The following is a 23,547-nucleotide window of genomic DNA, read 5'->3' as shown; positions in this document are numbered from 1 at the left end:
TAAATAGTATGTTAATTGTAAATATAGGTGGACTAATTTTAATTGCACTCATCGTGTGGTGGTTTTGGTTGTACAAGCCTAAAGCGGAAATATTGGGTGGAAATGACGTAGTCGTGGTTGTCGAAAATGGTGTGTATAAGCCCTCTCATATTTTATTGGATGGGAGTACTTCTCACGACATCACCTTTCTTAGAAAAGATGCATCCCCTTGTTCAGAAACTCTATTGATTCCTGAATTGGACATCAGTGAAACGTTACCACTCAATAAGCCGATTAAAATTCATATTCCAAATTTAAGTATTGGTGAGTACGCATTTCACTGCCAAATGCAAATGTACAAAGGCTCCATAAAAGTGGAAGGGGGTACAGCATGAGTCTATGTAAAGTCGTCGCTATTTTTGATGAGTTTCGTTTGGAAAATGTAGAAAATGAATTAATCAAACACGGCGTTCATGGTTTTACCTTACATCCCGTTAGGGGTCGTGGTCGCTACTTTGATAGCTTTAACGAAAACCATTTGATTAAACATATTCAGATGGAAATCTACGCAGCCAATGAACAGGCTAATGACCTTTGTCGCTTAATTTCAGAGGTAGCTTACAGCGGTTCTGAAAGTGAAGGTCTTGTATCCGTTGTTCCTGTGCAGGCACTGAGCTGGATTCATGATAAGAGACCGGCGCGAGCGAGTGATTTTTCGTTTAAGGAGTCTCGCAATGAACATTAATTCAATAAAAATCGCCACAGTTACCGCAGGTTACGTTGCTGGTGTTTGGGTACTTTGTTCAATAGCAGTCGTAATTGCGCCAGATACGTTGCGCTATATCTCCGGCGCCATGATGCATCTTGATCTTTCTCAATGGGATTGGGAAATGGGGATGGATACATTCGTAGTCGGGCTGTTGGCCTGGTCTTTTTTTTCATGGGTAACAGTGTGGTGCATTGTTACTCTCTATCAATATTCTCTGAGGAGCTTCTCATGAGTAACCAAAAACAATCGTTTTGGATGAGCCCTAAGGGCTTTGCATCTATGGGACTTATTGCATCGGTGACGTACTTTTTGCTGATGGAACATCGGCAGCATCTGTTTCTGTATTTGCCTTTTATTATTATTTTACTCTGCCCACTAATGCACATTTTTATGCACGGAGGTCATGGAGGGCACGATGATCATGCTGAGCACGATGAACAGGGTGAGGGTTCAGGTAATGAGTCCGAAGCCTATAAGCGTGGCCTGGAAGAGGGTCGCAAACAAACTCATAAACATAACTCACATTAAGGAGGCGTATTATGCACGGCGAATCTTCATACGGTTTGTGGACTTTGGTGATTTTAAATTCCGCCATTTTTATTTTTTTCGCATTTAGTTTTGTTAAACCGAAAACGAAAACGGATTGGCGAAGCCTTACCGCCTTTTCCGCTTTTATTGTCGCGTTGTTTACAGAAATGTATGGCTTTCCACTGACGATCTATTTTTTATCTGGCTGGTTGGCGGAAAAATATCCGGGTGTCGATTTTTTAGCACATGAAAACGGCCACTTGCTGCATACCTTATTCGGATTTGAGGGGAACGCACATTTCGATCCCTTGCATATCGCGAGCAATCTACTCATTTTCCTTGGGTTTATTCTATTGTCCTCCGCCTGGGCGGTTTTGCATAAAGCTCAGCAAACGCGATCGCTCGCAACCTCTGGCTGGTATGCGCGCTGCCGACACCCTCAATATATTGCTTTTATTCTAATTATGTTTGGATTTTTATTGCAGTGGCCAACCATTCCTACCGTCGTCATGTTTCCGATATTGGTCTGGGTATATATCCGTTTGGCCAGGCGTGAAGAGGCCATGGCCTTGGCCGAATTTGGTGACGAATATCGGGCTTATCAAGACCGTACGCCTGCATGGATTCCCGCGTGGAATGTCGCAAAAGAACCAACACATTCACACTAGTAAAGGAAAATTCTCATGACAAACACAGAACATCGATTAGGCGTTTCAGAAGTAAGCTTGGTAGTGCGTCATTTGAAGCTTGAAACAACTACGAAAGAAACGTTGGAACAGGCATTAGCTGAAATTGATCAGGTTTATGGAATTGACGCAGTATCGTTTGATGAAAAGTCTCACGTGCTCAACCTCGCGTACGACGCGACCAGAACCTGTATTGACGGGCTGGAAGAGATCCTCAAAGGACATGAAATTGAAGTCAGTCACGACTGGTGGACGCATTTCAAAGAAGGCTACTACCGCTTTGTTGATCAAAATATCCAGGAGAATGCAAAGACAGAGCCTTGGAGTTGCCATGGCAGTGCAAGTCAACCTACAAAGCGAAAAAAATAATAATTGCGGTGATAGGACGAAAATATGTTAAACGACTTTATCAATAAATCTCGTGTTGCCTATTTCTCCATGGAAATCGCGTTGCATGAAAATTTGCCGACGTATTCCGGGGGATTAGGCGTGCTTGCTGGCGACTCCATGTTGTCCGCAGCCGACTTGGATTTGCCAATGGTAGGAGTGACTTTGGTAAGTCGTGAAGGCTATTTTCGTCAGCATCTTGATTTGCACGGTAGGCAAACGGAATCACCCGAAACGTGGGAGCCTTCTGAGCATGCAACTCGTTTACATGTAAAAACGTCCATTCATTTGGATGGCGAAGACGTTTGGATCGGAGCGTGGTTGTACGAACTCAACGGACATATGAATGGAACCATACCTATCTTGTTGTTGGATACGTATCTTGATGAAAACACTCCCGAAAACCAAAAACTAACGCATTATTTATATGGAGGTGATTCACGTTACCGATTAAAACAAGGAGCCATTCTAGGTATAGGAGGAAAACGGATTCTACAGTCCTTGGGATTTAGTGTGTTTCGATACCATATGAACGAAGGGCATGCTGCACTTTTGGTTCCCGAACTTCTTAAACAATTTCCATTCCGGTCGGATGATGTTAAGGCTGGCGAGTTTCCGTTTGACCTACCGCGTGTTCGAGATTTATGTTGTTTTACGACGCATACTCCGATTGGTGCAGGACATGACAGCTTTGGTTACGATTTAGTGGAGGACGTGATTGGCGCCGAAATCGAAGTAACTATTCTTAAAAAAATGGCTGGCGACGAAAGTCTCAATTTAACGCGCTTGGCATTGAACGGAAGTCAATACGTGAATGGCGTGGCAAAAAAACACGCTGATGTCTCGCGTGAGATGTTTCCTGGTTACCGTATTCACGCGATTACAAATGGCATTCATCCACATCGATGGGTATGCCCGCAACTCGCTGAATTGTTTGACGAGTATTTACCTGGTTGGTGTCATGAGCCTGAATTACTACGAAACGTTGATGTAATCCCATGCGATCAATTATGGGAGGCCCATCAAACCGCAAAAACTCAGTTGATCAATCATATTAATCAAACTCAAAACGTATTACTCGAAAATGATTTACCGGTACTAGGGTTTGCTCGACGAATGACATCGTATAAGCGCGTGGATTTATTGTTTACAAACATCGACACCCTTAAGCAGATAGCGGCCCGGTACCCATTTCAGATAGTCCTTGGTGGTAAAGCGCACCCAAATGATCTTGATGGAAAACACCTTATCCAACAATTGCATATTCTCAGTGAGTCGCTTCGAGGCGATATTCCTGTTGTTTTTTTAGAAAACTACGATATTAGACAAGCCAAATTGCTCGTAGCGGGCAGTGACATCTGGCTAAACACGCCGTTACGACCTTTTGAAGCCTCGGGCACCAGTGGAATGAAAGCGGCTATTAACGGTGTTGCCAACTTGAGTGTCATGGATGGATGGTGGATAGAGGGATGTGTCGAGGGACAAACTGGTTGGGCTATTGGCGGTGTCTCGGAATCAGAAAACGGTAACGATGCGTTAAGCCTTTACCAAAAGCTCGAATGTGATGCTTTGCCAATGTATTACGAGCGTCGCTCCGACTGGGTCAAAATGATGAAAATCTGTATTCAAAAAAATGGAACGTTTTTTAACAGTCATCGCATGATGCGCCGTTATGTGTGCGAGGCGTATTTGTAGTAGTAAAAAGTCCAGTGAGCTCACAATAAGATGTTTTAGAGTGACCAGACAATCCCAACAATTTGTCTGTATAACAAGGTGAAAGTGTGGAACGTAAAGAACCCAATGACAATCGACGACGCTTTTTAGGCGTCGCCACCGGTTTTGTTGCAGGAGTCGGTGTGATGGGGGCGGCGATTCCTTTTATTGGATCGTGGCAGCCCAGCGCCAAGGCGAAAGCCATCGGCGCACCGGTGCAAGTGAATGTCGATAAAATTGAGCCGGGAGAGATGGTGAGTGTAGCGTGGCAGGGTAAACCTGTTTTCTTATTACGTCGAACTGAAGAGAGTCTCGCCATATTGGAAAGCGAAGAACACCTTGGTCAACTGCGTGATCCCGCATCTGACATTAATAATCAGCCCGAATATACCAAAAACAACACGCGAAGTATTCGGCCAGAGATTTTAATTGTTGTGGGTATTTGTACGCATCTAGGATGTGTGCCGGAGTATCGGGCGAACGGAATGATAGGTGTGATTCACAGCTTGTACTTTTGTCCCTGCCACGGTTCGAAATTTGATCTTGCAGGCCGCGTTTATAAAGGTGTGCCCGCGCCTACCAACCTCATCGTACCACCACATACATATATTAACGACAGTATCGTTGAAATCGGTACTGATAAAGCCACTTAGGAGTATCCCATGTCAAAAGCACAGCAGGAGTTACCCGATTTAAATTTGTCCCCTAAAACCATAGTGCTCGGCATTGTTGCCGCAGTTGTTTTATACCTTGGTTACAGTAGTTATTACACGGTTTCCGCAGAATCTGTCGGCGTGTTACAGCGCTTCGGACACTACCACCGTGTTGTAGAACCAGGGTTGCATTTCAAAATTCCCTTTGGTGTTGATACTGTTATTCAGGTGCCAATCAAGCGACAACTTAAAGAAGAGTTTGGTTTTGGAACGCCAGGAGCAACGTTTAAAGATCAAGTTGGTTCGAAGCAACAGTGGGCCTTGGAAACTACGATTGTAACTGGTGATTTAAATACGGCACTTGTCGAATGGGTGATTCAATTCCGCATTGAAAATGCCTTCGATTTTCTTTTTAAAGTGAGGGATCCCGGTGAAGCTCTTCGTGATATATCGGAGTCGGTAATGCGTGAGGTTGTGGGTGATCGCACAGTCGATGAAGTACTGACGATTGGTCGTCAGGAGATTGAAACCAATGCTCAAATACAGATGCAAAAAGTGGTTAACTTATACGAAATGGGGCTGCGTATTGACCAGGTACAACTCAAAAACGTAAATCCGCCCAAACCTGTGCAGGCGTCATTTGACGAAGTGAACGAAGCCCAACAAGAACGCGAACGCATGATTAATGTTGCACGAGGTGAGTATAACAAAGCGGTACCGCGCGCACGGGGTACGGCAGATCAAAATATACAGGGTGCTCAAGGTTATGCTATTCAACGTGTGAACGAAGCGCAAGGTGATGCATCAAAATTCGATGCCTTACTGGCAGAATATATTAAAGCTCCGAAAGTCACAGAACGCCGCCTGTATCTTGAAACTATGGCGGTAATCCTGCCAAATGTTGAACAGAAAATCATCCTCGATGCTAAGGCCGGAAATGTGCTGCCTCTACTCAATCTTGATCGTCAAAAAGGAGCAAGATAATGAATAAATTGCTGAGTATTTTTGCGCTATTAATTTTCCCCGTCATTCTTCTTTCCGTGCAGTCGTTTTATCGTGTTGATGAAACGGAGCAAGTCATCATTACGCAATTCGGAAAACCTGTGGGTAAGATCATTTCGGATTCAGGGCTGAAGTTAAAGATACCGTTTATTCAAAAAGTGAATCGTATCGAAAAACGTATTCTACTGTGGGATGGCGCGGCAAATGATATGCCCACAAAAGATAAATTGTATATTACGGTTGATACTTTTGGGCGGTGGAAAATTAAAGATCCACTGCAGTATTTCTTACGGCTTCGAGATGAGCGTAGTGCACAATCACGACTTGAAGATATTCTGGGCAGCGAAACTCGCAACGCTGTAGCCAAACACGAACTCATAGAGATTATTCGTACAACTAAAGATCGTAAGCCTGAGGTAGACCCTTTGTTGGAGATCGCAAAGATTAGTACCTTGCTTCCGATTCTGAGAGGCCGCCGACAAGTGGAGAAAGATATTTACACCGCTGCATCAAACAAACTATCTGAATTTGGCATAGAGCTTTTGGATATTCGTTTTAAAAGAGTAAATTACAATGAAAGTGTGCGCCAAAAGATATATCAACGCATGATCAGTGAGCGGCAACAAATTGCTGAGAGATTTCGTTCCGAAGGTGCAGGCGAGGCGAACAAAATTATCGGTAATAAAGAAAAAGACCTTCAAGAAATTGAATCGGAAGCCTATAAAACAATTCAAACAATTCAGGGGGATGCCGATGCAAAAGCCACGGAAATTTACGCCAACGCATACAATAAATCGAAAGAGTCTCGCGCACTTTATGACTTCGTAAAAACACTGGAGACCTATCGAAGCGTTGTCGACAATAAAACTACGTTGGTGATGACGACGGACAGCGCCTTATACCGAATTCTGAGTGAGGCTACAACGAGAGATGTAAAATGACTCGCGTTAAGTATTTCGTTGCAAATGAGCGCCTCTGTCCCGTGTGTGGCATGGAAGCCATACACGATGACTTATGGCGAATACATCTTGGTGTTCAGTACTATTTTTGTTCCCAACAGTGCGTAGATCGCTTTATTGCGCACCCTGGGTTGTATTGCGGTCGTCCGAAAACAGGTCCATCGGAAAAGCAGCAAGGCCGCATTCAAATTAAACGCCACCAGATTGTTTTTTCCGAAACAATCTCGACGGAAAACATTACAGAACTATCCAAGGCCGTGAGCGGTATGATGGGCGTTAAGGAATTTAATGCGAATCGCGAAGCTGTTTATGTAACTTACGACCTGATGGAAGTCTCGCTAGAGGATATTGAACGAACAATTGAGGGTGTACTTGGAAAGCTTGGTTCTCCTATGGTGGATCGTATCAAGCGGGGTTGGATTCATTACACCGAAGAGTGTGAATTAGAGAATCTGGCGCACCCCGCTGAAGAAGGGGGCTGCCATTAGTTCTATGCGTGAAGTGGTAAAAATGTATTTGCGCAAGCGAGCTGTCACAGTATTTTTCATATGTAATTGTCGCGTCAATTGATACCAGAGGAAACTATTATGCAAGTTGAAACATTAAGAGATGTTCTGCATTGGACCAAAGAATTTCATCAGCACCTAAGCCAGTGCTTATCGCATTGCGCTGAAAATAATATTAATGAGCGCGCACGCATGATTCTGGCCTATTTGTCCGATCACGAAAAACACCTTACAGATGTCGTTAACGGATTTGAAAAGTCGGGCGAAGAACATGCCCTTAATACATGGTTTTATGAATATGTTCAAAAACATCCGATCGTTCAGCATGTGCATTGTGACAAGCCCTTTGCCGAACTTGATGCCACGCAAATCATGGCGGTGATTGTCGAACAACACCAACAAGTTATCGAGCTGTATCGCGACCTTGCATCACGGGCAGACATTCCGTCATCGAGAGAGTTGTTGGAGGGGCTCAGCTCGCTGGAGGAGCACGAAATGATGCGAATGTCTCAATCGGCCAATCGTTTTGAAGACATGTAAAAATCTAATTTTATACTTACATACTACTACCACGTACGGAGATCACCATGACACTCAGCGTATTCAAGTTTGGTATATCCAGTGCAGTCAGTGCAGCGGTTTTGTGGCTGATTTGCAGTGTGTTGGTTATGGTAATACCGACCACGATGCTATCTATGTCCGGCGATATGTTGCATATGCAACTTAATGATATGGGCTGGCACTTGACGCTTTATGGGTTCGTTAAAGGACTGGTTGCTTGGTCCATTGCGGCGGGTGTCGCCGGATGGCTGCTGGCCGGGATTTACAACCGTTTGCAATAAGTGTTGATGTTCGTACAGCGGGTAGGTATCGCGCTAATAGTATCAATACGACGGGATTAGACCGTTGGAGCGCTTGCGCGTGCTTCCGTAAGTCGTCAAATGAGAGAAACGGCAGACGCTAATTAACTAACTCCTTCGAGTAATAGGGTGGCCACGACACAGATCAGTGTTACATCAATGATTTTAGGAGGTCTTTATGACCATAGACTTAAAAGGTAAAAAAGGGCTGGTCGTTGGCATCGCCAATGAGAATTCGATTGCATGGGGCTGTGCCAAAGCGTTTTACGAAGCCGGTGCCGAGCTGGCGATCACCTATCTCAATGGAAAAGCGGAACCCTATGTTCGGCCTTTGGCCGATAGGGCTAACGCCGCCATCATTGCGCCGTTAGATGTGTCGGATGAAACGCAAGTCACAGCGCTGTTTGATCGTATCCACAGCACCTGGGGTGAGCTGGACTTTTTAGTACATGCCATTGCATTTGCGCCAAGAGAAGACTTGCAAGGACGGGTTACGGATTGTTCGCGGCAGGGCTTTCTCAAGGCTATGGATATTTCCTGCTATTCGTTTATCCGGCTGGCACATCTGGCTGAGCCATTGATGAAGAGAGGCGGATCTTTACTCACCACAACGTATTATGGTGGCGAAAAGGTGGTGGGGCATTATGGTCTGATGGGGCCAGTAAAAGCTGCTCTCGAAAGTACAGTGAAATATCTTGCGGCGGAGTTGGGTGAAAAACACATTAGGGTCAACGCGTTATCCCCAGGACCAATTGCTACCCGTGCTACGGGCGGTATTGCCCATTTTGATGAACTGTTACAGCGAGCAAAGCAAAAGTCGCCGGAGCATGAGCTTGTTTGCATTAACTGCGTAGGGTCATATGCCCGATTCTTGGTAAGTGATGAAGCGCGCCTGGTTACCGGCAGTACCGTCTATATCGATGCCGGCTATAACATTATGGGAGCATAAGATGCGGATATTAGTCATCAATGCAGGCAGTTCATCGGTTAAATTTAGCGTCTTTGCGGATGACAAGAGCGTTTTTAAATCATCATTGGATAAGCTGGATGACGTCGTAGCGGCGGTGTCGCAGATTCCTGATATTTTGATAAAGAACGACATCGACAATCCGCAGGCGGTAGCACACCGCGTCGCGCACGGCGGGGAGGTGTTCAAAGATGCCTGCCTGATCGATGATGCGGTTATCAGCGGCATCGAGGCCAACAGTCCGCTGGCACCTTTGCATAATCCACCCAATTTGGCGGGTATTCGGATGGCGCAGACATATTGGCCGGACGTGCCACAAGTGGCGGTGTTTGACACAGCATTTCATCAGACTATGCCGCGTTATGCCACTACCTACGCCGTACCGAAAGCATGGCGGGATATGGGGCTGCAGCGGTATGGCTTTCATGGCACGTCCCACAAATATGTCATGCATCGCGTCGCGCAGGAATTGAATATATTGCCCACGGATTTACGCATCATCAGTTGCCATCTTGGCAATGGGGCCAGTGTGTGCGCCATTGATCGCGGCGTATCGGTGGATACTTCGATGGGTATGACGGCGCTGGAAGGCTTGGTGATGGGGACACGCTCTGGTGATGTTGATCCCGGCATCTTTGCTTTTTTAGCGCGTGAGGTGGGGCTGCCCGCCAAGCAAGTGGAAGATATTTTATATCATGGTAGTGGTCTCAAAGCGTTGTCTGGTATCGGTAATGATATGCGTGATATTGAGCAAAAAGCCGCTGCAGGGCATGTCAATGCCCAGCTGGCCATTCAGGTTTATGCGTACCGCGTCCGTAAATATATTGGTGCCTATGCCAACGCGATGGGCGGGGTTGATGTACTGGCATTCACCGGTGGTATTGGTGAAGGGTCTGCTTCAATGCGTGCCCGCATCTGTCAGCGCATGGAATACCTCGGTTTATATTTTGATGAGGATACCAATCGCGGGGTAAAACTGGAGGGGTTTGAAGCGCCGCAGCTACAGCAATCCCACTCGCGTATCCGGGTGATGGTCACCCGAACCCGCGAACAATGGATGATCGCGCAGGAAGCCTTACGGGTGCTCAAAGGCGAAGAAAAACGCAAGCCTCTGCCGTCCATCCCGATGGCGGTTTCTGCGCATCATGTGCATTTAACCGAACAAGCGGTTGAGGCGTGTTTTGGCAAGGGCCACACACTCACCAAATATAAAACATTATCTCAACCGGGTTTCTGGGCAGCGGAAGAAAAAGTCGATGTTATTGGCCCCGATGGCGAAATAACTAATGTGCGGGTGTTGGGGCCATGCCGCACACACAATCAAATTGAAATCGCAGAAACGGAAACCTTCAAGCTCGGTATTCATGCCGATATACGGCTTTCCGGTGATGTGGAAGATACGCCCACCGTAACATTGCGTGGGCCAGCGGGCAGCGTTGAAACGGATGGGCTGATTGTCGCCAAGCGGCACATCCATATGAATACCAAGGATGCCGAGAAATACAAGTTACAACACGGTGACGTGGTGGCGATGGCTGTTGACTCCGATGGGCGTGACCTGATTTTTCGGGATGTTGCCATTCGCGTCCACCCTGATTTCGTTACCGAAATGCATATCGATACTGACGAAGCCAACGCCGCCCATATTGAACATGGTAGCAAGGGCGATTTAACCCCAACTGCATGTGAAGCGACTGTTATTAGCTGCACATCCCATGCGCCGCAAACCTGCTGCGATAAACAATCTAGAAACCAGGATACTCATCATGCCTAAATCAACAAGCAAATCGAAAATGGCTCATATCACCCAAGCCACGCAATCACCCGCAGCACCATCAGTTGCGCTAGTCGCGACAGACAAAGAGAAAAAAGAGGGGGCTGAGAAAATCACATCATCACGTGACTGGGTATTTGACGCTTTGAACTATCATGTCGATGCGTGGCAGCGCTCGGTATTGTTTTTAGATACGCTGCGCCAGCGCGCCGATAACATGATCGAACATGAAAAAAATGGTATGCCGCCACTCTTGGATTTTCACTACGAAATGGTGCTTGATGCCCGGACCTTTGACTCGCCTGCCAATTACGCACTGCTGAAAATCACTCAGGTTGAAGATGTTTGCTTGGCGGACTGCTTAGATCCCGAAAAGCCACCTGTGATAATTGTTGATCCTCGTGCCGGACATGGCCCAGGTATTGGTGGTTTTAAACGTGATTCGGAAGTCGGGATCGCTATTCACGAAGGTTATCCAGTCTATTTTGTAATTTTTTATCCCGACCCTGCGCCTCACCAGACGGTCAATGATGTACTGCAGGCACTCAGGGTGTTCATAGAGGCCACCAAAAAACGCCACGAGGGTAAAGCGCCAATTCTTTATGGTAACTGCCAGGCGGGATGGATGCTGACCATCCTTGCTGCTGACTGTAAGGGGTTAACCGGCCCAGTGATCACCAACGGCTCACCGCTTTCGTATTGGGCAAGCAGTGAAGAGGGCAACCCCATGCAGATGCATGGCAGCCTGGCGGGTGGAGTTTGGCTAGCGCGCTTTTTTGCGGATGTGAGTAATGGCACACTTGATGGCGCATGGCTGGTGCAAAATTTTGAGAACCTAAATCCCGCCAATGCGTTATGGCAGAAATACTATAATCTCTACGCCAATATTGATACCGAGCGAGAGAAATTCCTGGACTTCGAGCGTTGGTGGACGGGCTTTTATAGCCTCAGCGAGGAAGAGATTACCGCCACCGTGGAAAATCTGTTTATTGGTAACAAGCTCGAACGAGGCGAGCTGCAGTTGGATGACGGATGCACGATAGATCTCAAAAATATCGCTAATCCACTGCTGATTTTTGCCTCACACGGTGACAATATTACCCCACCTCGTCAGGCATTACACTGGATACGCCAAGTCTATCCTAGTACCGATGCGCTTAAAAATGCAGGCCAGAGAATCGCCTATATGATCAATCCGAATGTCGGGCATTTGGGTATTTTTGTCTCAGCAAAGGTGGCCAAGCTGGAGCACCGCGCCATCCTGGAGCATGTGCGGGAAATGGAGGATTTAAGCCCAGGCCTATACGAAATGAAAATCATCAACCCGACCGGCGACCCGGATTGCAGCCATGATCAATATGAAGTACGTTTTGAAGAACGCCAGATTGAAGATCTGTGTGAGAGTATGCCAAGTGAGCCATTTGATACCGTGCGCCGCATTTCAGAGCTAAATGATAGACTCTATCGAGGGATGCTGCGCCCGTGGGTGCAGGCATTTGCCAACCCACTGAGTGCTGAGATATTGAAGAACATCCACCCTATGCGCGTAAGTCGGAAAATTTTTTCTGAAAAGGTCAACCCATGGATGTGGCATATAGAACAGTTGGCAAAAACAGTGGAAGAGCATAGAACCGAAACTCACCCCGAAGGTATTTTCTATAAAGCTGAACAAACGACCGGCCAGCACATAGCCAACGCCCTGCACGATATGAGCGATGCGCGAGATGATGGAATGCGCAAACTGTTTTTGCAGCTATTTGGTAAGGCGGATGTGTAAACGGGCAACGGATCAAGTAGGAGAGGGGACGAGTGACAATTAATCGCGCTTCGGACGCCGAAGTTCTGAACGACACACCTACGATGCGAATTGTGATTGTGGGTGGCGGAGCAGGGGGGCTGGAGTTGGCGACAAAGCTTGGCCGTGCTTACCGAAAGTCGACAGCTGTATCTGTGTTGCTTCTGGATAAACACCCTTTCCATGTATGGAAACCCTTGTTTCATGAGGTTGCCTCAGGATCACTGGATGTGGACATGGATGGCATAGATTTTCGCTCACACGCGGCTAACCACGGATTCGAATTCCAGCTAGGCACACTCGATACTTTAGATCGAACACGCAAAGAGATCACACTTGATTCGATCCTGGATGATGACGGCGCGGTTCTGATTCCTGAACGTTATATCGATTACGATATTTTGGTGATCGCTATTGGCTCGATCACTAATGATTTTGGTATTCCTGGTGTACGCTCGCACTGCTTGACCATTGATGACACCCATGAAGCGGAGCGCTTTCATAAAGGGCTCTTGAATCAATTCCTCAAAATTAAAGCCGAAAAAAAAGATTCACCTTTAACAGTCACTATTGTTGGGGCTGGGGCGACCGGGGTAGAACTCACCGCCGAACTTTATAAGGTAGCAGACTATTTGCGTGCATATGGTTTTACAAACATTGATCGCTCTTCGTTGATTGTTAATTTGATCGAAGCTTCCGGACGGATACTCAATGCGTTACCGCCGCGGATTGCGGTGATGGCCGAGCGGGTACTCAATGAGTTAGGTGTTCGAATCTTGGTGAACACAAAAGTCCAGAGTGTTGGCGCAACGGGTGTTTTTGTTGATGACGGTGCATTTCTTCCCTCGGATATTACTGTCTGGTGTGCAGGCGTAAAATGTCAGGAAGTGCTTGATCATATTGGCGGATTACCCACAAACCGCAACCACCAAATTATTGTCAACTCGGTTTTGCAAGCGGAAGACGACGAGTCAATTTTTGCACTGGGTGATTGTGCTGCATTCGAACAAGGCGACGGTACCTTAGTGCCACCGCGAGCACAATCGGCGCATCAAATGGCAGCGGTTGTCGCTACAAACATTCAACGACAGCTTAAAGGCCAAGCACTAAAACCCTTCCGGTACCGGGATCACGGCTCTTTAGTGTCATTCGCTGAATATACTTCTGTGGGTGTGCTGAGCTATATGACCAAGCATCGGGTTTTCGTGGAAGGAGGCATCGCCAAATACTTGTATGTCTCGCTCTATCGACTTCATCAGGTCGCGCTCCATGGCTATTTTAATACCTTTTTAATGATGATTGTTGGACGGATCAACCGCAAACTTCGGCCAAGGTTAAAACTGCATTAATGGCTATTCATACGTTCGGTTGCAATGTGATTTTCCTTTCTGAAAAACAGAGTGACGTGCACCATGCCAATTAACGTTACAGACGTTCTTTTTGTCGTGCTTGTACTCGGTGTAGTCGCGTTGCGTCCAGCGCTGGAAAAGCTCAGGCTTCCCGTGTCCGCCCTAGTCATTCTTGCTGGAATAGTAGTTGGGCCAGCGGGATTATCGCTCTTGGGTTTTACGGAAAGTATTCGTCTGTTTTCTGAATTGGCCGTGGTCTTAATTCTCTTCTATGCAGGACTAGAAGTGCAATGGGATCGCTTCGTTGTCGCTCTGAGGCCAGGATTTTGTGTCGCGCTGTCAGGGATCGTTCTGAGTGCCGTGCTTGGAATTCTTGTAAGCCTGAACTTCGAATCGAGTATGGAACAAGCCCTTTACGTTGGTGTGGCGCTGGCGGCCACCAGTATTGGGCTGAGCGTGCCCCTGCTAAAACAGGCGAATTTACTTAATACCCGGATGGGTCAAATACTCCTCGCCGCGGCAATTATTGATGATGTGCTTGCAATGTATTTTCTTTCGGCATTGCATACAAGTTTAAGCGCACAGGGAGATCTAGGGCGCATGTTTTTTGGCTTAGTCATAGGCGCCGTTGTACTGTTGCTCATCACCCTAGTCAACATCGGCTTTGCGGGATTGCTAAAGAAAACTTATTTCCATCAAAAAGTCATCATAGTGACGGTCTTGCTTTTTCTTGCCGCACTGGGATCTGGTCTTATTACTTGGTATGTCGATATGTCCATAGCGGTGGGCGCTTTTTTATCGGGTGCTGTGATGGCTTGGTCCGGTATAGCCCAGAAGTTTACTTTTCCTAAAAGCGTTTTCGAGCGCATATTCAGCGTCGCAACACCGGTATTCTTTTTAGCCATTGGCTTGCAAATCACAGCAGTTTCCATTGCGTCACAAACATTGTGGATATTTTCTATCGCGGTGACACTTGCCGCTATTGTCGGGAAAATATTTTCCGTATGGGCCGTTCCCTTGTCGATTTCAGCCAGGGACCGCTGGCTACTGGGTGTCGCGTTAATCCCACGTGGTGAAGTCGGATTGATCATTGCCGCATTAGGGCTCAAGCAGGCACATCTTACGCATCACGCCATGATGGCACTGGTTGTGATGACTGTGATCACAGCTTTGGTTGCTGCGATCGTGGTTCCCATCCTTGCACGGGGAAGAGAGTCGGTCACGAGTAAGGTATCCGAATAATGGGGAATAGACACTTTATGCTAGTCACTGACAACGCATCTTACAACGGGCATGTTCAACCGTGATCATTGTCGCGTTGGGAGCAAGCCTCGTCATGCTACTTTGGGCTGTCTGTTATCCACTGATTGTTCTGAGTATGCCTTATGCTCCCTTGATGCAAACGGCTTTCTTGCGAGCACTCCTCGGTGGACTGTTTCTATTGTTATGCGCTCTTGTCTTGCGGCGCCCATTTCCCAGATCCCTGCATGCTTGGGTGGCTATTACAGCGATTGGCTTAACCGCTACCACCATCGGCTTTTGGGGCATGTTCTACGCGGGGAGCTTGATTTCTCCGGGCTTGGCCACAGTACTGACGAACACCCAGCCGCTCATTGCCAGTGTTTTGGCAGGGATCATTCTCAAAGAGGTCATCCATCGTAAAGTGCTCGTAGGTATTCTTATTGGATTTTCTGGTATTTCCATTATCGGACTCAACGGCGCACTGGAACATAATGCGCAGACTGTATATGGCGTTATCTACGTAATCTGCGCGGCCCTCGGCATTGCGATCAGTAATATCTTGCTCAAAAAAGTGGCTAAGCGGATAGATATTTTCTATGCCATGGGCGGCCAACTGGTGATCGGTTCACTGCCACTGTTGGCCTTGGCTCCTTCACTAGAAACATTTCCTGTACTTTTCGTAAATTTAAATTACATAGTCATTCTTACGACACTGGCCATTCCGGGCACAGCGCTACCCTTCTTATTGTGGTATTGGCTGATGGATAAAGCGCCACTCAATCAACTCAATGTATTCAGTTTCTTAACCCCCATATTTGGTTTAGCTCTAGGGTGGGTTTATTTTTCGGAATCACTGCTTCTTTGGCAATGGGTAGGCGTGGTGGTAGTGTTTGTTGCGATAGTCCTTTCGATTCTTCCAGGCATCGAACGCTCACAGGCCGACTCTCGTGCGCGTTAACAAACCTGAACTCGGACAAAAGCGTGTGCGTCATGAGAAAGTGATTACCTAGACAGGGTTGAAGGTATTGACTTGCGTCTTGGACCAGCTTTTATTATCCGGTGGGTCATTCCAATCTAAATTGATGGCCGCTTTTTATTGATATGTTCAACTGAGGAGATAAAAATGACTGAAGTAAAAGAAAAAACACGCAAGAAGAGTAATAAATTAAAAAAGGAACTTCCTAAAATTGAAAGTGGTAAGTCTAAGAAACGTATAGAAGAATCCGAGAGTGTTGGTGATGAACTATCGGTTGAAGCGCGACAAAAGCTAATCGAAGAGACCGCCTATCGGCGTGCACTGGCACGAAATTTTGAAGGTGATGCTCAACTTGATGATTGGTTAGAAGCAGAAGCTGAAGTAAACGAAAAGTTTACGAAGGCTAAGGCTCTAACATAAGCCTTATGACCAAAAAAACTGGGGCCCGGGAAGCCAATTTCGGTCCGGGCCGTCCTTTACCTCTGGGCGTATCTCATGATTGCGATGGAATCAATTTTTCGTTGTTCAGTCGTCATGCGAGTGCGGTGACCTTATTGCTTTTTGAAACGCCTGAAGATGAATCGCCGCGTGCGATTATGAGATTAGACCCTGTTGAAAATAAAACAGGTGATATTTGGCATCTTGGTTTCGCCTCATCGGATGCCACACTGCTCTATCTATGGCAGGTCGATGGTCCCTTTGATCCAAGGGCAGGGCATAGATTCAATGGCAATTTGGCGTTGCTTGACCCTTATGCAACAGCCTTGGTGGGAACGGATTATTGGGACTTTGGTCGTTGCTGTACACATACATTTCAAGAGGCAGGAAGGGCAGTGGTGGCCCGTGATGCCGGCTATAAACCCAAGTGTTTGGTTCAGCATAAACAATTTGATTGGCAGGGTGATCGTCCACCAAAACATGCGTGGTCCGATACCATTATTTACGAGATGCACGTGCGTGGATTCACTGCTCATCATTCGTCAAGCGTGGAGAACCGCGGTACATACTTGGGTGTTGTGGAAAAGATATCGTATCTGCAATCGCTTGGAATTACTGCTGTCGAGTTATTACCTATCCAAGAGTTTCATGAGAATGAACTGCCGCGTACGAACCCTGTCGACGGAACGATGTTAAAGAACTATTGGGGGTATAGCACCGTTGGTTTTTTTTCCCCAAAAGAAAGTTATTCAAGTCGCGATTACCATGGCGCCGCCGTGAATGAATTCAAGACGATGGTAAGAGCGTTACATAAAGCTGGTATCGAAGTCATTCTCGATGTCGTATTTAATCATACCTCCGAAGGAAACCATTTGGGACCGACGTTAAATTTTCGAGGTTTAGATAATTCGATTTTCTACATCCTGGAAGAGGATAAGACATATTATAAAAATTATTCAGGTACAGGAAATACGCTGAATTGTAACCATCCTATTGTGCGAGATTTTATTCTAGATTGTTTGCGCTATTGGGTGATTGAAATGCATGTTGATGGGTTTCGTTTTGATCTTGCTTCAGTGCTAGGACGAGATGAACACGGTGATTTGTTATCGAACCCACCCTTGCTAGAGCGCATCGCTGAAGATCCGGTATTACGTGATGTTAAGTTAATCGCCGAAGCGTGGGATGCCGGCGGCGCCTATGAGGTTGGCAATTTCCACGGAGTGCGTTGGTCGGAGCGGAATGGACGATTTCGCGATGATGTTAGACGATTTTGGCGTGGTGACACCGGCATGAAGGGTGCGATGGCGAGTCGATTTTGTGGAAGTGCTGACATTTATCAAACGAACAATAAGCAACCCCTACACAGTATCAACTTTGTTACCTGTCATGATGGGTTTACCTTGGCGGATCTCGTCTGCTACGAACACAAGCATAATCTCTCCAATGGCGAAAATAATACTGATGGTACACACGACAACTTCAGTAGAAATTATGGCGTTGAAGGACCGTCAGATAAGCTTGAAGTTGAATCTCTACGGTTGCGAAATATTAAAAATATGTTGGCGACTTTGTTACTGTCTCGCGGCGTTCCTATGTTATTGGGTGGGGATGAAGTTCGCCGCAGCCAGAGAGGTAACAATAACGCCTACTGCCAAGATAATGAGTTATCTTGGGTGGATTGGACTTGTGTTGAAAAGAATGAGGAGCTGTTGGCTTTTACGCGTCAATTGATCGCGCTGCGCAAACGGTATTCGGTTTTTCGCACGCAGGATTTTTACAGTGAAAAAACGATCCGCTGGTTTGGTTCTTCATATGAAAACACACCAGAGTGGGACCAAGGAGAAGGGGTTTTGGGTTGCCTCCTTGAAGCAAGCGAGGACAATCAAGAGAAGTTCATTGTTTTGTTTAATGCGAGTGATCACTCAATCGAATTTAGTTTTCCAGAAGAATTAAATGTTCAGCAATGGATTTCGCTATTTGATACTTCTTTTCTCGTTGAGTTCAAGTTGGCTAACGAGGAGGGTGGCCCGAGGTTCGAGAAGAACAAGTATCAGCTTAGCGCCTACTCGCTCGCCATGTGTGTTGATAGGTTATAGATGTAATAATCGATGTTTTTTAAGCGAATTCAGAGAATAGGCGAGTAGCGGGTCTTATGGCAATTGTAGTCGTTATTTTAATAATATTGCTTAGCGTTAGTATGCATTATTATGTGTTGAATCGGTTGAACGCAGTGATCGATAAGAAAAAAAGCACGCAGCAATGGATGGTCTTGCTGACGGTTGTCTCTATCTTAATAGTGCACTTTATCGAAATATTGGCATTCTCCTTGGTCTATTGGCTATTTGATATCCACTTTGGAGTTGAAACACTGGAGGAGGCTGTATACCTCTCATTTCTATCGTATACCACGCTTGGTTTTTCAGATTTTGAGCTAAGTGACTATTATCGATTAGTTTTAGGTGCCGAAGCATTGTGCGGACTATTACTTATTGCATGGTCGGCTTCATTTACCTTTATTGCCATGCACCGATTATGGGAGTGTGATCAATGTGAGCGTTGAGGTTTGTTCACTATGATTTATTTGTCTATTTACAAAATAACAGGTTGCTACTATAGATTTGAGAGCATGCTCAACCGCCATACGGTACTTTCGGCCAGTAGGTATCGATCAATATAGGACACCGGTTCCCCCTAATTTAATAGATTTAACAACACGGCTTTTTGCGGTTTTCACCATCATTTGCATTAAGAGCTCAATGATCTACCGTCATTTACCTCAATAGTAACATGAGCCAACTCATCGACATCCTTTAGCGACTCTTTCACGTTTGTTATTGTAGGCTTACTCAGGGATGAGAAAACCTCAACTAATATGAGCGATCAAGAACAACAACTACCCTCTGATTGAATCGGTGGACATGGCACTGTGCCGTACGAGCAGAAAACACAGCAATCGCCTATCTGGGGTTTTAGGATGGAGTGACACTGCTGGCATTCATAAAACCATTGGCAGGCGTCGGTCGGCATGACTTCTGTTTTCTTGTATCCGCAACTGGGACAAGTCAATTCGGATTCCAGTACAACATTACGGTTCATTTGAAATAGTCTCAGCCAGTGTTGATGGATAGCCTGCATCGGTCGTGGTTTGTATTAGCTCTTGAACGGTTGTTTTTCGGTTTTCGAATCGTATAACGGCCCGCTTGGTTTTATAGCTTACGTCCGCACTTAATACACCGTCGACTTTTTCAAGCGCTTTTTTTATGGTGATAGGACACATAGCGCAATTCATTGTTGGTAGATGGAGTTCTACAACAATATTTTCTGCGTGCGCGCCAATTGCAGCAACAAACATTGCAATTGCAACTATTGAGCGGATGATCGTGTTTTTCATTTCTTCCTACCTGGTGACTAAACGAGTATTGGTATCCAGTATGGGCTGCTCACCATAGCGAATGCGATAAAAAGTGTGATTATGTAAATTATTTTCCGTCTGCGTCTTACTTTGGGAAAAGAGCACGCAGTACCTGAGTCACAGAGTGCTTGAGGTTTAAAAATTTGCCAGCCCGCGAATGTAAAAAATGATAGTACGAGCACGATGAAAAAAGGGCTATAAGGCTCTAGCACTGTTAGATTGGCGATCCATGCACCGTTAACGCCAATGACCAAGAGGAAGAGCGGCCCTACGCAACATAGGCTTGCACCAATTGCAGCGCCAATGCCACCAATAATCGACATGATGGGCGAGATTTTCAACATCAATTCCTTATTAATTGAATTCAACGAGTGTCAATGTCAACAATATAGATGCCGTACCTAAGTACGGAGTCAAGTCGTATGCTAAAAAAATAACGAACTAGGGTTGAAGGGAATCAATGATGGGGCAGTGGGATTTGTCGTCATTATCAGCGCATTGGTTCAGCAGCGTGGCGAGCGCTTTCTCAAGACGTTTCAAGTCATTCATTTTATCCTGAATCGTTAGTAATTTATGCTCTGCAAGCGCTTGAACCTGAGTGCAGGGGCGTTCCTCTATGCTCAATAGTGATATGACTTCGTCTAGTGTAAAGCCGAGTTCCTGTGCACGTTTTATAAAGCGTATTTTTGCAATCGTTTCATCTGGGTAGTGGCGATATCCTTGTGTCGGTTTTTCGGGCTGCACAATGAGCCCTTTCCTTTCATAAAAACGTACTGTTTCCACGTGAATACCAAGTTCATTGGCGAGCTTGCTTATCGTACGAGGCATACGCGATTTTGGCATTATTGTGTTTTTGCCTGTGTGTTGACTTCCACTGTGATGTGCGCCAACTCTGTTTGATTTTTTAGTAAACGTTTAATTTGATCTGGCTCCGTAGCCGAATCAGTCGCAACTGAAAGTATGCAAGCATAATGTGTTTTCCCAACACGCCATAAATGAAAATCGGTAACTTGCATGTCGAAGGGCATTTTGTGTACCTTTTCTTTAAGTTGTTGTGCAAAGGGTTTATCCATTTCAGCGTCGAGTAATACATTGGCTGTGTTTTTAATTAAGCCAACAGCCCAAATCGTTACCAGGATGGCTCCTACAATCCCCATCACAGGATCGAGCCAATTCGCCCCCCAAAGCTTACCGCCGAATAGTGCTACGATGGCCAAGAGCGAGGTTAAAGCATCTGTGATCACGTGCAAATACGCCGCACGCAGATTTAGATCGTGGTGGTGATGATCGTGATCATGATGACCATCATCGCCGTGATGGTGATGATGGCCGTCTTTCAATAGCCAGGCGCATACAAGGTTGACTAGTAGGCCTAGCACGGCCACAAGAATAGCTTGATCGTATTGAATGGGTGTTGGAGCTAAGAGTCGTGCCACCGACTGAAACAACATTAGCCCGGCAATACCCACCAGAAAAATAGCGCTGGTGTACCCGCCGAGCACCTCGATTTTCCAGGTGCCAAAAGCAAATCGTGGGTGTTGCGCAAACCGTCGTGCTGCGGCGTAGGCCGCAACAGATAGCCCCAGGGCCAATGCATGTGAACTCATGTGCCAACCATCGGCCAGCAAAGCCATGGAGTTAAACATCCATCCACTGGTGATTTCGGCCACCATCATGATGACAGTCAGAACCACCGCCCAGCGGGTATTGCGCTCGGCAAGTGGATTACCCTCGTCAAAAACATGATCGTGGATACGGTGGTTGGCTTCAACTTGCATAGTGTCTTGTTCCAAAATTTTGTGTAATATACTATACCCCAGTATACAATAACGCCGGAACCAATCAATGTCTCACACCGTCAAACAACGTGAAAAACTACTTGCTCGCGTTCGCCGAATCAAAGGGCAGGCCGAAGGGCTGGAAAAGCTACTTGCGAAAGACGGCGAGTGCAGTAAGGTGTTACAGCAAATTGCCGCTGTTCGAGGTGCCGTCAATGGATTAATGGGTGAAGTATTGGAAAACCACATTCGAGAGCATTTAGGTGTCCATGATATTACGCCTGAGGAACGTGATGCCGATGTTGAACAAGTTGTGAGTGTTTTACGCTCTTATCTGAAATAAAAAACACTGACATCCATGACATGCTAAAGCCTACTCGACTCAACATAAGATTAGAATCACCTTGCTTATTCTGAATTGTCGAAAGGTGGATTGCGAGCTTGGTATATGGAGTGCTAAACCAAACATAAAAAATTGCACTGAGTGCGTACAACACGCTAGTGGCTAATACGGCTACTTAACACCTTCAAATTCACCGGTAAAGTTCGCGTCGTAGACTTCACCGACGTCAGATATTAAAACGTACAATGTTTTTTTCTCACTTTCATTCAGCACCAATATAATGTAATAACCTTTACCCTTTTTAGTAATAGCTATGTTCTCGGCTGGTACCGAAGCCCAGGTAATTGGAAGTTGGCCAAAACCAAGCCCTGCGTCACGAGTGGTTAGATTAGTGGCAACATCAAGCGCTAGCGACTGTGCAGCAGATTCGGAAATGGGGCCATGGTCGCTATGCGCGAACAATGATTGAGATGTAAGTAGTGTCAGTACCATTAAAACGGTCGATAGAATTTTCATAGGTATGTCCTTTCGTTAATTTTTGGTGAAGCAGTTAATGGGAGTGATAATGTTCACCATCATGTGAATGCTTTTCAGGCTCAGTTTCTTGCTGCTCTTTTTGCTGTTCTGGCACTATCTCTGGAAACCTGCTCTGATTGAGGTCAAACTTCTTGGGGTAGTTTGCTAAAGGTGAGGATTCTCGCTGCATATTTTCGTGAGTATGGTGGTGGTCATCTTGATTCAGCGGAAAGTCATCGGAATAAGCGGTGTGCTGATAACCGTGTAATTGCATTAGTAACAGCAAGCCACCCGCCAGCATTAATGCCACATTGGCAGCCTTACTGAATCGCTGAAACGACGCCGTTTTTCGCCACGCAAGCAAAATGATCAGCATCACGCACAAGGCAATGATTTGTCCCACTTCAACACCCACATTGAATGAGAGGATTTTCAACACAAGGCCATGATCACCCAAGGGGAGTTGTTGCAGGCGTGTCGATAAACCAAAACCATGGATTAAGCCAAATATAAACACCATCCACGTTAAATTGGGTGATGACATTTGGAAATATTTTTTAAACCCGTCCAAGTTATCGAAAGCTTTGTAACAGACGGTTAAAGCAATAACGGCATCAATTAAATAGTAATTTGCGGTGATTCCCCACAGTGTTGCAAATACCAAAGTAATTGAATGGCCAACAGTAAACGCGGTAATAAATTTCAAAATATCGCGAAAGCGAGTTAAGAAAAACATCACGCCGAAAAGAAACAGCAAGTGGTCGTAGCCAGATAGCATATGCGTTGCACCCAGGTGCATATATTCAAAATAGCCTGCATTCAATATTCTGGCTTGATCTTCAGTCGACATACCGTGTGACATAGCATTGGTGCTAATGAAGCACAGCAAACCCATCGTTAATAGTCTTATCA

30 protein-coding genes are annotated in these 23,547 nt (G+C 46.0%); 23 read left to right on the top strand and 7 right to left on the bottom strand.

Features of this window, described 5'->3' with window-relative positions:
• Positions 1 to 8: 8 nt before the first annotated feature.
• The 22 genes from SOJ49_RS09935 to SOJ49_RS09830 all read left to right on the top strand — a co-directional run bounded on the left by SOJ49_RS09935 (position 9) and on the right by SOJ49_RS09830 (position 19,146).
• Positions 9 to 374: a cupredoxin domain-containing protein gene (locus tag SOJ49_RS09935; protein WP_015486873.1), complete on the top strand. Its 366-nt coding sequence runs from the start codon at positions 9 to 11 to the stop codon at positions 372 to 374.
• Positions 371 to 724, top strand: coding sequence for a P-II family nitrogen regulator (locus SOJ49_RS09930; RefSeq protein WP_015486874.1), 354 nt, complete (start codon positions 371 to 373; stop codon positions 722 to 724). Before SOJ49_RS09935 ends, SOJ49_RS09930 begins: the two co-directional genes overlap by 4 nt.
• Entirely contained in the window at positions 714 to 980 is a 267-nt protein-coding gene (locus SOJ49_RS09925) for a DUF5676 family membrane protein (RefSeq protein WP_015486875.1), read from the top strand. Before SOJ49_RS09930 ends, SOJ49_RS09925 begins: the two co-directional genes overlap by 11 nt.
• Entirely contained in the window at positions 977 to 1,276 is a 300-nt protein-coding gene (locus tag SOJ49_RS09920; RefSeq protein WP_015486876.1) for a DUF2933 domain-containing protein, read from the top strand. The genes SOJ49_RS09925 and SOJ49_RS09920 overlap by 4 nt, the downstream gene beginning before the upstream one ends.
• 11 nt (positions 1,277 to 1,287) lie before the next feature.
• Entirely contained in the window at positions 1,288 to 1,944 is a 657-nt protein-coding gene (locus SOJ49_RS09915; RefSeq protein ID WP_015486877.1) for an isoprenylcysteine carboxylmethyltransferase family protein, read from the top strand.
• Between the two features lie 15 nt (positions 1,945 to 1,959).
• On the top strand, positions 1,960 to 2,331 hold the full coding sequence (locus SOJ49_RS09910; protein WP_015486878.1) for a hypothetical protein: 372 nt from the start codon (positions 1,960 to 1,962) through the stop codon (positions 2,329 to 2,331).
• A gap of 24 nt (positions 2,332 to 2,355) precedes the next feature.
• The gene (glgP, locus tag SOJ49_RS09905) at positions 2,356 to 4,044 is read left to right on the top strand and encodes an alpha-glucan family phosphorylase (protein ID WP_015486879.1); all 1,689 of its coding nucleotides are present in this window, start codon (positions 2,356 to 2,358) and stop codon (positions 4,042 to 4,044) included.
• Positions 4,045 to 4,130: 86 nt separating this feature from the next.
• Positions 4,131 to 4,715, top strand: a complete 585-nt coding sequence (gene petA / locus SOJ49_RS09900) for a ubiquinol-cytochrome c reductase iron-sulfur subunit (RefSeq protein WP_276783104.1) — start codon at positions 4,131 to 4,133, stop codon at positions 4,713 to 4,715.
• 9 nt (positions 4,716 to 4,724) lie between these two features.
• Positions 4,725 to 5,699, top strand: coding sequence for an FtsH protease activity modulator HflK (hflK, locus tag SOJ49_RS09895; RefSeq protein ID WP_276783103.1), 975 nt, complete (start codon positions 4,725 to 4,727; stop codon positions 5,697 to 5,699).
• On the top strand, positions 5,699 to 6,658 hold the full coding sequence (gene hflC, locus SOJ49_RS09890) for a protease modulator HflC (RefSeq protein WP_276783102.1): 960 nt from the start codon (positions 5,699 to 5,701) through the stop codon (positions 6,656 to 6,658). The genes hflK and hflC overlap by 1 nt, the downstream gene beginning before the upstream one ends.
• The gene (locus SOJ49_RS09885; protein ID WP_276783100.1) at positions 6,655 to 7,164 is read left to right on the top strand and encodes a hypothetical protein; all 510 of its coding nucleotides are present in this window, start codon (positions 6,655 to 6,657) and stop codon (positions 7,162 to 7,164) included. The genes hflC and SOJ49_RS09885 overlap by 4 nt, the downstream gene beginning before the upstream one ends.
• Positions 7,165 to 7,263: 99 nt before the next feature.
• Positions 7,264 to 7,722 carry an ATPase gene (locus SOJ49_RS09880; protein ID WP_276783098.1) on the top strand — a complete coding sequence of 153 codons (459 nt, stop codon included), beginning with the start codon at positions 7,264 to 7,266 and terminating at the stop codon, positions 7,720 to 7,722.
• Positions 7,723 to 7,769: 47 nt separating this feature from the next.
• Entirely contained in the window at positions 7,770 to 8,024 is a 255-nt protein-coding gene (locus SOJ49_RS09875) for a DUF5676 family membrane protein (protein WP_276783097.1), read from the top strand.
• A 196-nt stretch (positions 8,025 to 8,220) separates the two neighbouring features.
• On the top strand, positions 8,221 to 8,991 hold the full coding sequence (fabI, locus tag SOJ49_RS09870) for an enoyl-ACP reductase FabI (protein WP_276783096.1): 771 nt from the start codon (positions 8,221 to 8,223) through the stop codon (positions 8,989 to 8,991).
• Positions 8,924 to 10,783, top strand: coding sequence for an acetate/propionate family kinase (locus SOJ49_RS09865; RefSeq protein ID WP_369854369.1), 1,860 nt, complete (start codon positions 8,924 to 8,926; stop codon positions 10,781 to 10,783). Before fabI ends, SOJ49_RS09865 begins: the two co-directional genes overlap by 68 nt.
• Positions 10,776 to 12,560, top strand: a complete 1,785-nt coding sequence (locus tag SOJ49_RS09860) for a DUF3141 domain-containing protein (RefSeq protein ID WP_276783093.1) — start codon at positions 10,776 to 10,778, stop codon at positions 12,558 to 12,560. Before SOJ49_RS09865 ends, SOJ49_RS09860 begins: the two co-directional genes overlap by 8 nt.
• A gap of 32 nt (positions 12,561 to 12,592) precedes the next feature.
• Positions 12,593 to 13,927 (top strand): NAD(P)/FAD-dependent oxidoreductase, encoded by a 1,335-nt coding sequence (locus SOJ49_RS09855; protein WP_369854368.1) that lies wholly within the window; start codon positions 12,593 to 12,595, stop codon positions 13,925 to 13,927.
• A 63-nt stretch (positions 13,928 to 13,990) separates the two neighbouring features.
• Positions 13,991 to 15,169, top strand: a complete 1,179-nt coding sequence (locus SOJ49_RS09850; RefSeq protein ID WP_276783091.1) for a cation:proton antiporter — start codon at positions 13,991 to 13,993, stop codon at positions 15,167 to 15,169.
• A gap of 61 nt (positions 15,170 to 15,230) precedes the next feature.
• Positions 15,231 to 16,127, top strand: coding sequence for a DMT family transporter (locus SOJ49_RS09845; protein WP_276783090.1), 897 nt, complete (start codon positions 15,231 to 15,233; stop codon positions 16,125 to 16,127).
• A 165-nt stretch (positions 16,128 to 16,292) separates the two neighbouring features.
• Entirely contained in the window at positions 16,293 to 16,565 is a 273-nt protein-coding gene (locus tag SOJ49_RS09840) for a DUF2934 domain-containing protein (protein WP_276783089.1), read from the top strand.
• A 5-nt stretch (positions 16,566 to 16,570) separates the two neighbouring features.
• Entirely contained in the window at positions 16,571 to 18,682 is a 2,112-nt protein-coding gene (glgX, locus tag SOJ49_RS09835) for a glycogen debranching protein GlgX (protein WP_276783087.1), read from the top strand.
• A 56-nt stretch (positions 18,683 to 18,738) separates the two neighbouring features.
• Positions 18,739 to 19,146: an ion channel gene (locus SOJ49_RS09830; RefSeq protein ID WP_276783085.1), complete on the top strand. Its 408-nt coding sequence runs from the start codon at positions 18,739 to 18,741 to the stop codon at positions 19,144 to 19,146.
• A gap of 320 nt (positions 19,147 to 19,466) precedes the next feature.
• Here the strand turns inward: SOJ49_RS09830 and SOJ49_RS09825 are convergent, their stop codons facing one another.
• The 5 genes from SOJ49_RS09825 to dmeF form a co-directional block, all read right to left on the bottom strand.
• Positions 19,467 to 19,682, bottom strand: coding sequence for a GDCCVxC domain-containing (seleno)protein (locus SOJ49_RS09825; protein ID WP_276783083.1), 216 nt, complete (start codon positions 19,680 to 19,682; stop codon positions 19,467 to 19,469).
• Positions 19,672 to 19,977: a mercury resistance system periplasmic binding protein MerP gene (gene merP, locus SOJ49_RS09820; RefSeq protein ID WP_349373407.1), complete on the bottom strand. Its 306-nt coding sequence runs from the start codon at positions 19,975 to 19,977 to the stop codon at positions 19,672 to 19,674. Before merP ends, SOJ49_RS09825 begins: the two co-directional genes overlap by 11 nt.
• A gap of 17 nt (positions 19,978 to 19,994) precedes the next feature.
• Entirely contained in the window at positions 19,995 to 20,321 is a 327-nt protein-coding gene (locus tag SOJ49_RS09815; RefSeq protein WP_338353342.1) for a mercuric transporter MerT family protein, read from the bottom strand.
• 118 nt (positions 20,322 to 20,439) lie between these two features.
• On the bottom strand, positions 20,440 to 20,781 hold the full coding sequence (gene merR, locus SOJ49_RS09810) for an Hg(II)-responsive transcriptional regulator (RefSeq protein ID WP_369854367.1): 342 nt from the start codon (positions 20,779 to 20,781) through the stop codon (positions 20,440 to 20,442).
• 59 nt (positions 20,782 to 20,840) lie between these two features.
• The gene (gene dmeF, locus SOJ49_RS09805) at positions 20,841 to 21,776 is read right to left on the bottom strand and encodes a CDF family Co(II)/Ni(II) efflux transporter DmeF (protein WP_369854366.1); all 936 of its coding nucleotides are present in this window, start codon (positions 21,774 to 21,776) and stop codon (positions 20,841 to 20,843) included.
• Positions 21,777 to 21,843: 67 nt separating this feature from the next.
• Here dmeF and SOJ49_RS09800 point away from each other — a divergent pair, with 67 nt between their 5' ends.
• Positions 21,844 to 22,119: a metal/formaldehyde-sensitive transcriptional repressor gene (locus SOJ49_RS09800; protein WP_369854365.1), complete on the top strand. Its 276-nt coding sequence runs from the start codon at positions 21,844 to 21,846 to the stop codon at positions 22,117 to 22,119.
• Between the two features lie 171 nt (positions 22,120 to 22,290).
• On the opposite strand, the gene SOJ49_RS09795 is transcribed toward SOJ49_RS09800, so the two are convergent.
• Both SOJ49_RS09795 and SOJ49_RS09790 read right to left on the bottom strand, forming a co-directional pair.
• Positions 22,291 to 22,635 carry a DUF6488 family protein gene (locus SOJ49_RS09795; RefSeq protein ID WP_369854364.1) on the bottom strand — a complete coding sequence of 115 codons (345 nt, stop codon included), beginning with the start codon at positions 22,633 to 22,635 and terminating at the stop codon, positions 22,291 to 22,293.
• 34 nt (positions 22,636 to 22,669) lie between these two features.
• Positions 22,670 to 23,485: a HupE/UreJ family protein gene (locus tag SOJ49_RS09790; RefSeq protein WP_369854363.1), complete on the bottom strand. Its 816-nt coding sequence runs from the start codon at positions 23,483 to 23,485 to the stop codon at positions 22,670 to 22,672.
• Between the last annotated feature and the right edge of the window lie 62 nt (positions 23,486 to 23,547).

Source organism: Candidatus Thalassolituus haligoni, assembly GCF_041222825.1.
GTDB classification, from domain to species: Bacteria; Pseudomonadota; Gammaproteobacteria; order Pseudomonadales; family Oceanobacteraceae; genus Oceanobacter; species Oceanobacter antarcticus.
This window is presented reverse-complemented; position numbering and strand designations above follow the sequence as displayed.

What these genes read in the sequence shown, in the direction of transcription:
- SOJ49_RS09935 (WP_015486873.1), top strand. Translation starts at nt 9, where the DNA reads ATGTTAATTGTAAATATAGGTGGACTAATTTTAATTGCACTCATCGTG.
- SOJ49_RS09930 (WP_015486874.1), top strand. Translation starts at nt 371, where the DNA reads ATGAGTCTATGTAAAGTCGTCGCTATTTTTGATGAGTTTCGTTTGGAA.
- SOJ49_RS09925 (WP_015486875.1), top strand. Translation starts at nt 714, where the DNA reads ATGAACATTAATTCAATAAAAATCGCCACAGTTACCGCAGGTTACGTT.
- SOJ49_RS09920 (WP_015486876.1), top strand. Translation starts at nt 977, where the DNA reads ATGAGTAACCAAAAACAATCGTTTTGGATGAGCCCTAAGGGCTTTGCA.
- SOJ49_RS09915 (WP_015486877.1), top strand. Translation starts at nt 1,288, where the DNA reads ATGCACGGCGAATCTTCATACGGTTTGTGGACTTTGGTGATTTTAAAT.
- SOJ49_RS09910 (WP_015486878.1), top strand. Translation starts at nt 1,960, where the DNA reads ATGACAAACACAGAACATCGATTAGGCGTTTCAGAAGTAAGCTTGGTA.
- glgP (WP_015486879.1), top strand. Translation starts at nt 2,356, where the DNA reads ATGTTAAACGACTTTATCAATAAATCTCGTGTTGCCTATTTCTCCATG.
- hflK (WP_276783103.1), top strand. Translation starts at nt 4,725, where the DNA reads ATGTCAAAAGCACAGCAGGAGTTACCCGATTTAAATTTGTCCCCTAAA.
- hflC (WP_276783102.1), top strand. Translation starts at nt 5,699, where the DNA reads ATGAATAAATTGCTGAGTATTTTTGCGCTATTAATTTTCCCCGTCATT.
- SOJ49_RS09885 (WP_276783100.1), top strand. Translation starts at nt 6,655, where the DNA reads ATGACTCGCGTTAAGTATTTCGTTGCAAATGAGCGCCTCTGTCCCGTG.
- SOJ49_RS09880 (WP_276783098.1), top strand. Translation starts at nt 7,264, where the DNA reads ATGCAAGTTGAAACATTAAGAGATGTTCTGCATTGGACCAAAGAATTT.
- SOJ49_RS09875 (WP_276783097.1), top strand. Translation starts at nt 7,770, where the DNA reads ATGACACTCAGCGTATTCAAGTTTGGTATATCCAGTGCAGTCAGTGCA.
- fabI (WP_276783096.1), top strand. Translation starts at nt 8,221, where the DNA reads ATGACCATAGACTTAAAAGGTAAAAAAGGGCTGGTCGTTGGCATCGCC.
- SOJ49_RS09865 (WP_369854369.1), top strand. Translation starts at nt 8,924, where the DNA reads ATGAAGCGCGCCTGGTTACCGGCAGTACCGTCTATATCGATGCCGGCT.
- SOJ49_RS09860 (WP_276783093.1), top strand. Translation starts at nt 10,776, where the DNA reads ATGCCTAAATCAACAAGCAAATCGAAAATGGCTCATATCACCCAAGCC.
- SOJ49_RS09850 (WP_276783091.1), top strand. Translation starts at nt 13,991, where the DNA reads ATGCCAATTAACGTTACAGACGTTCTTTTTGTCGTGCTTGTACTCGGT.
- SOJ49_RS09840 (WP_276783089.1), top strand. Translation starts at nt 16,293, where the DNA reads ATGACTGAAGTAAAAGAAAAAACACGCAAGAAGAGTAATAAATTAAAA.
- glgX (WP_276783087.1), top strand. Translation starts at nt 16,571, where the DNA reads ATGACCAAAAAAACTGGGGCCCGGGAAGCCAATTTCGGTCCGGGCCGT.
- SOJ49_RS09830 (WP_276783085.1), top strand. Translation starts at nt 18,739, where the DNA reads ATGGCAATTGTAGTCGTTATTTTAATAATATTGCTTAGCGTTAGTATG.
- SOJ49_RS09825 (WP_276783083.1), bottom strand. Translation starts at nt 19,682, where the DNA reads ATGAACCGTAATGTTGTACTGGAATCCGAATTGACTTGTCCCAGTTGC.
- merP (WP_349373407.1), bottom strand. Translation starts at nt 19,977, where the DNA reads ATGAAAAACACGATCATCCGCTCAATAGTTGCAATTGCAATGTTTGTT.
- SOJ49_RS09815 (WP_338353342.1), bottom strand. Translation starts at nt 20,321, where the DNA reads ATGTCGATTATTGGTGGCATTGGCGCTGCAATTGGTGCAAGCCTATGT.
- dmeF (WP_369854366.1), bottom strand. Translation starts at nt 21,776, where the DNA reads ATGCAAGTTGAAGCCAACCACCGTATCCACGATCATGTTTTTGACGAG.
- SOJ49_RS09800 (WP_369854365.1), top strand. Translation starts at nt 21,844, where the DNA reads ATGTCTCACACCGTCAAACAACGTGAAAAACTACTTGCTCGCGTTCGC.
- SOJ49_RS09795 (WP_369854364.1), bottom strand. Translation starts at nt 22,635, where the DNA reads ATGAAAATTCTATCGACCGTTTTAATGGTACTGACACTACTTACATCT.
- SOJ49_RS09790 (WP_369854363.1), bottom strand. Translation starts at nt 23,485, where the DNA reads ATGTCGACTGAAGATCAAGCCAGAATATTGAATGCAGGCTATTTTGAA.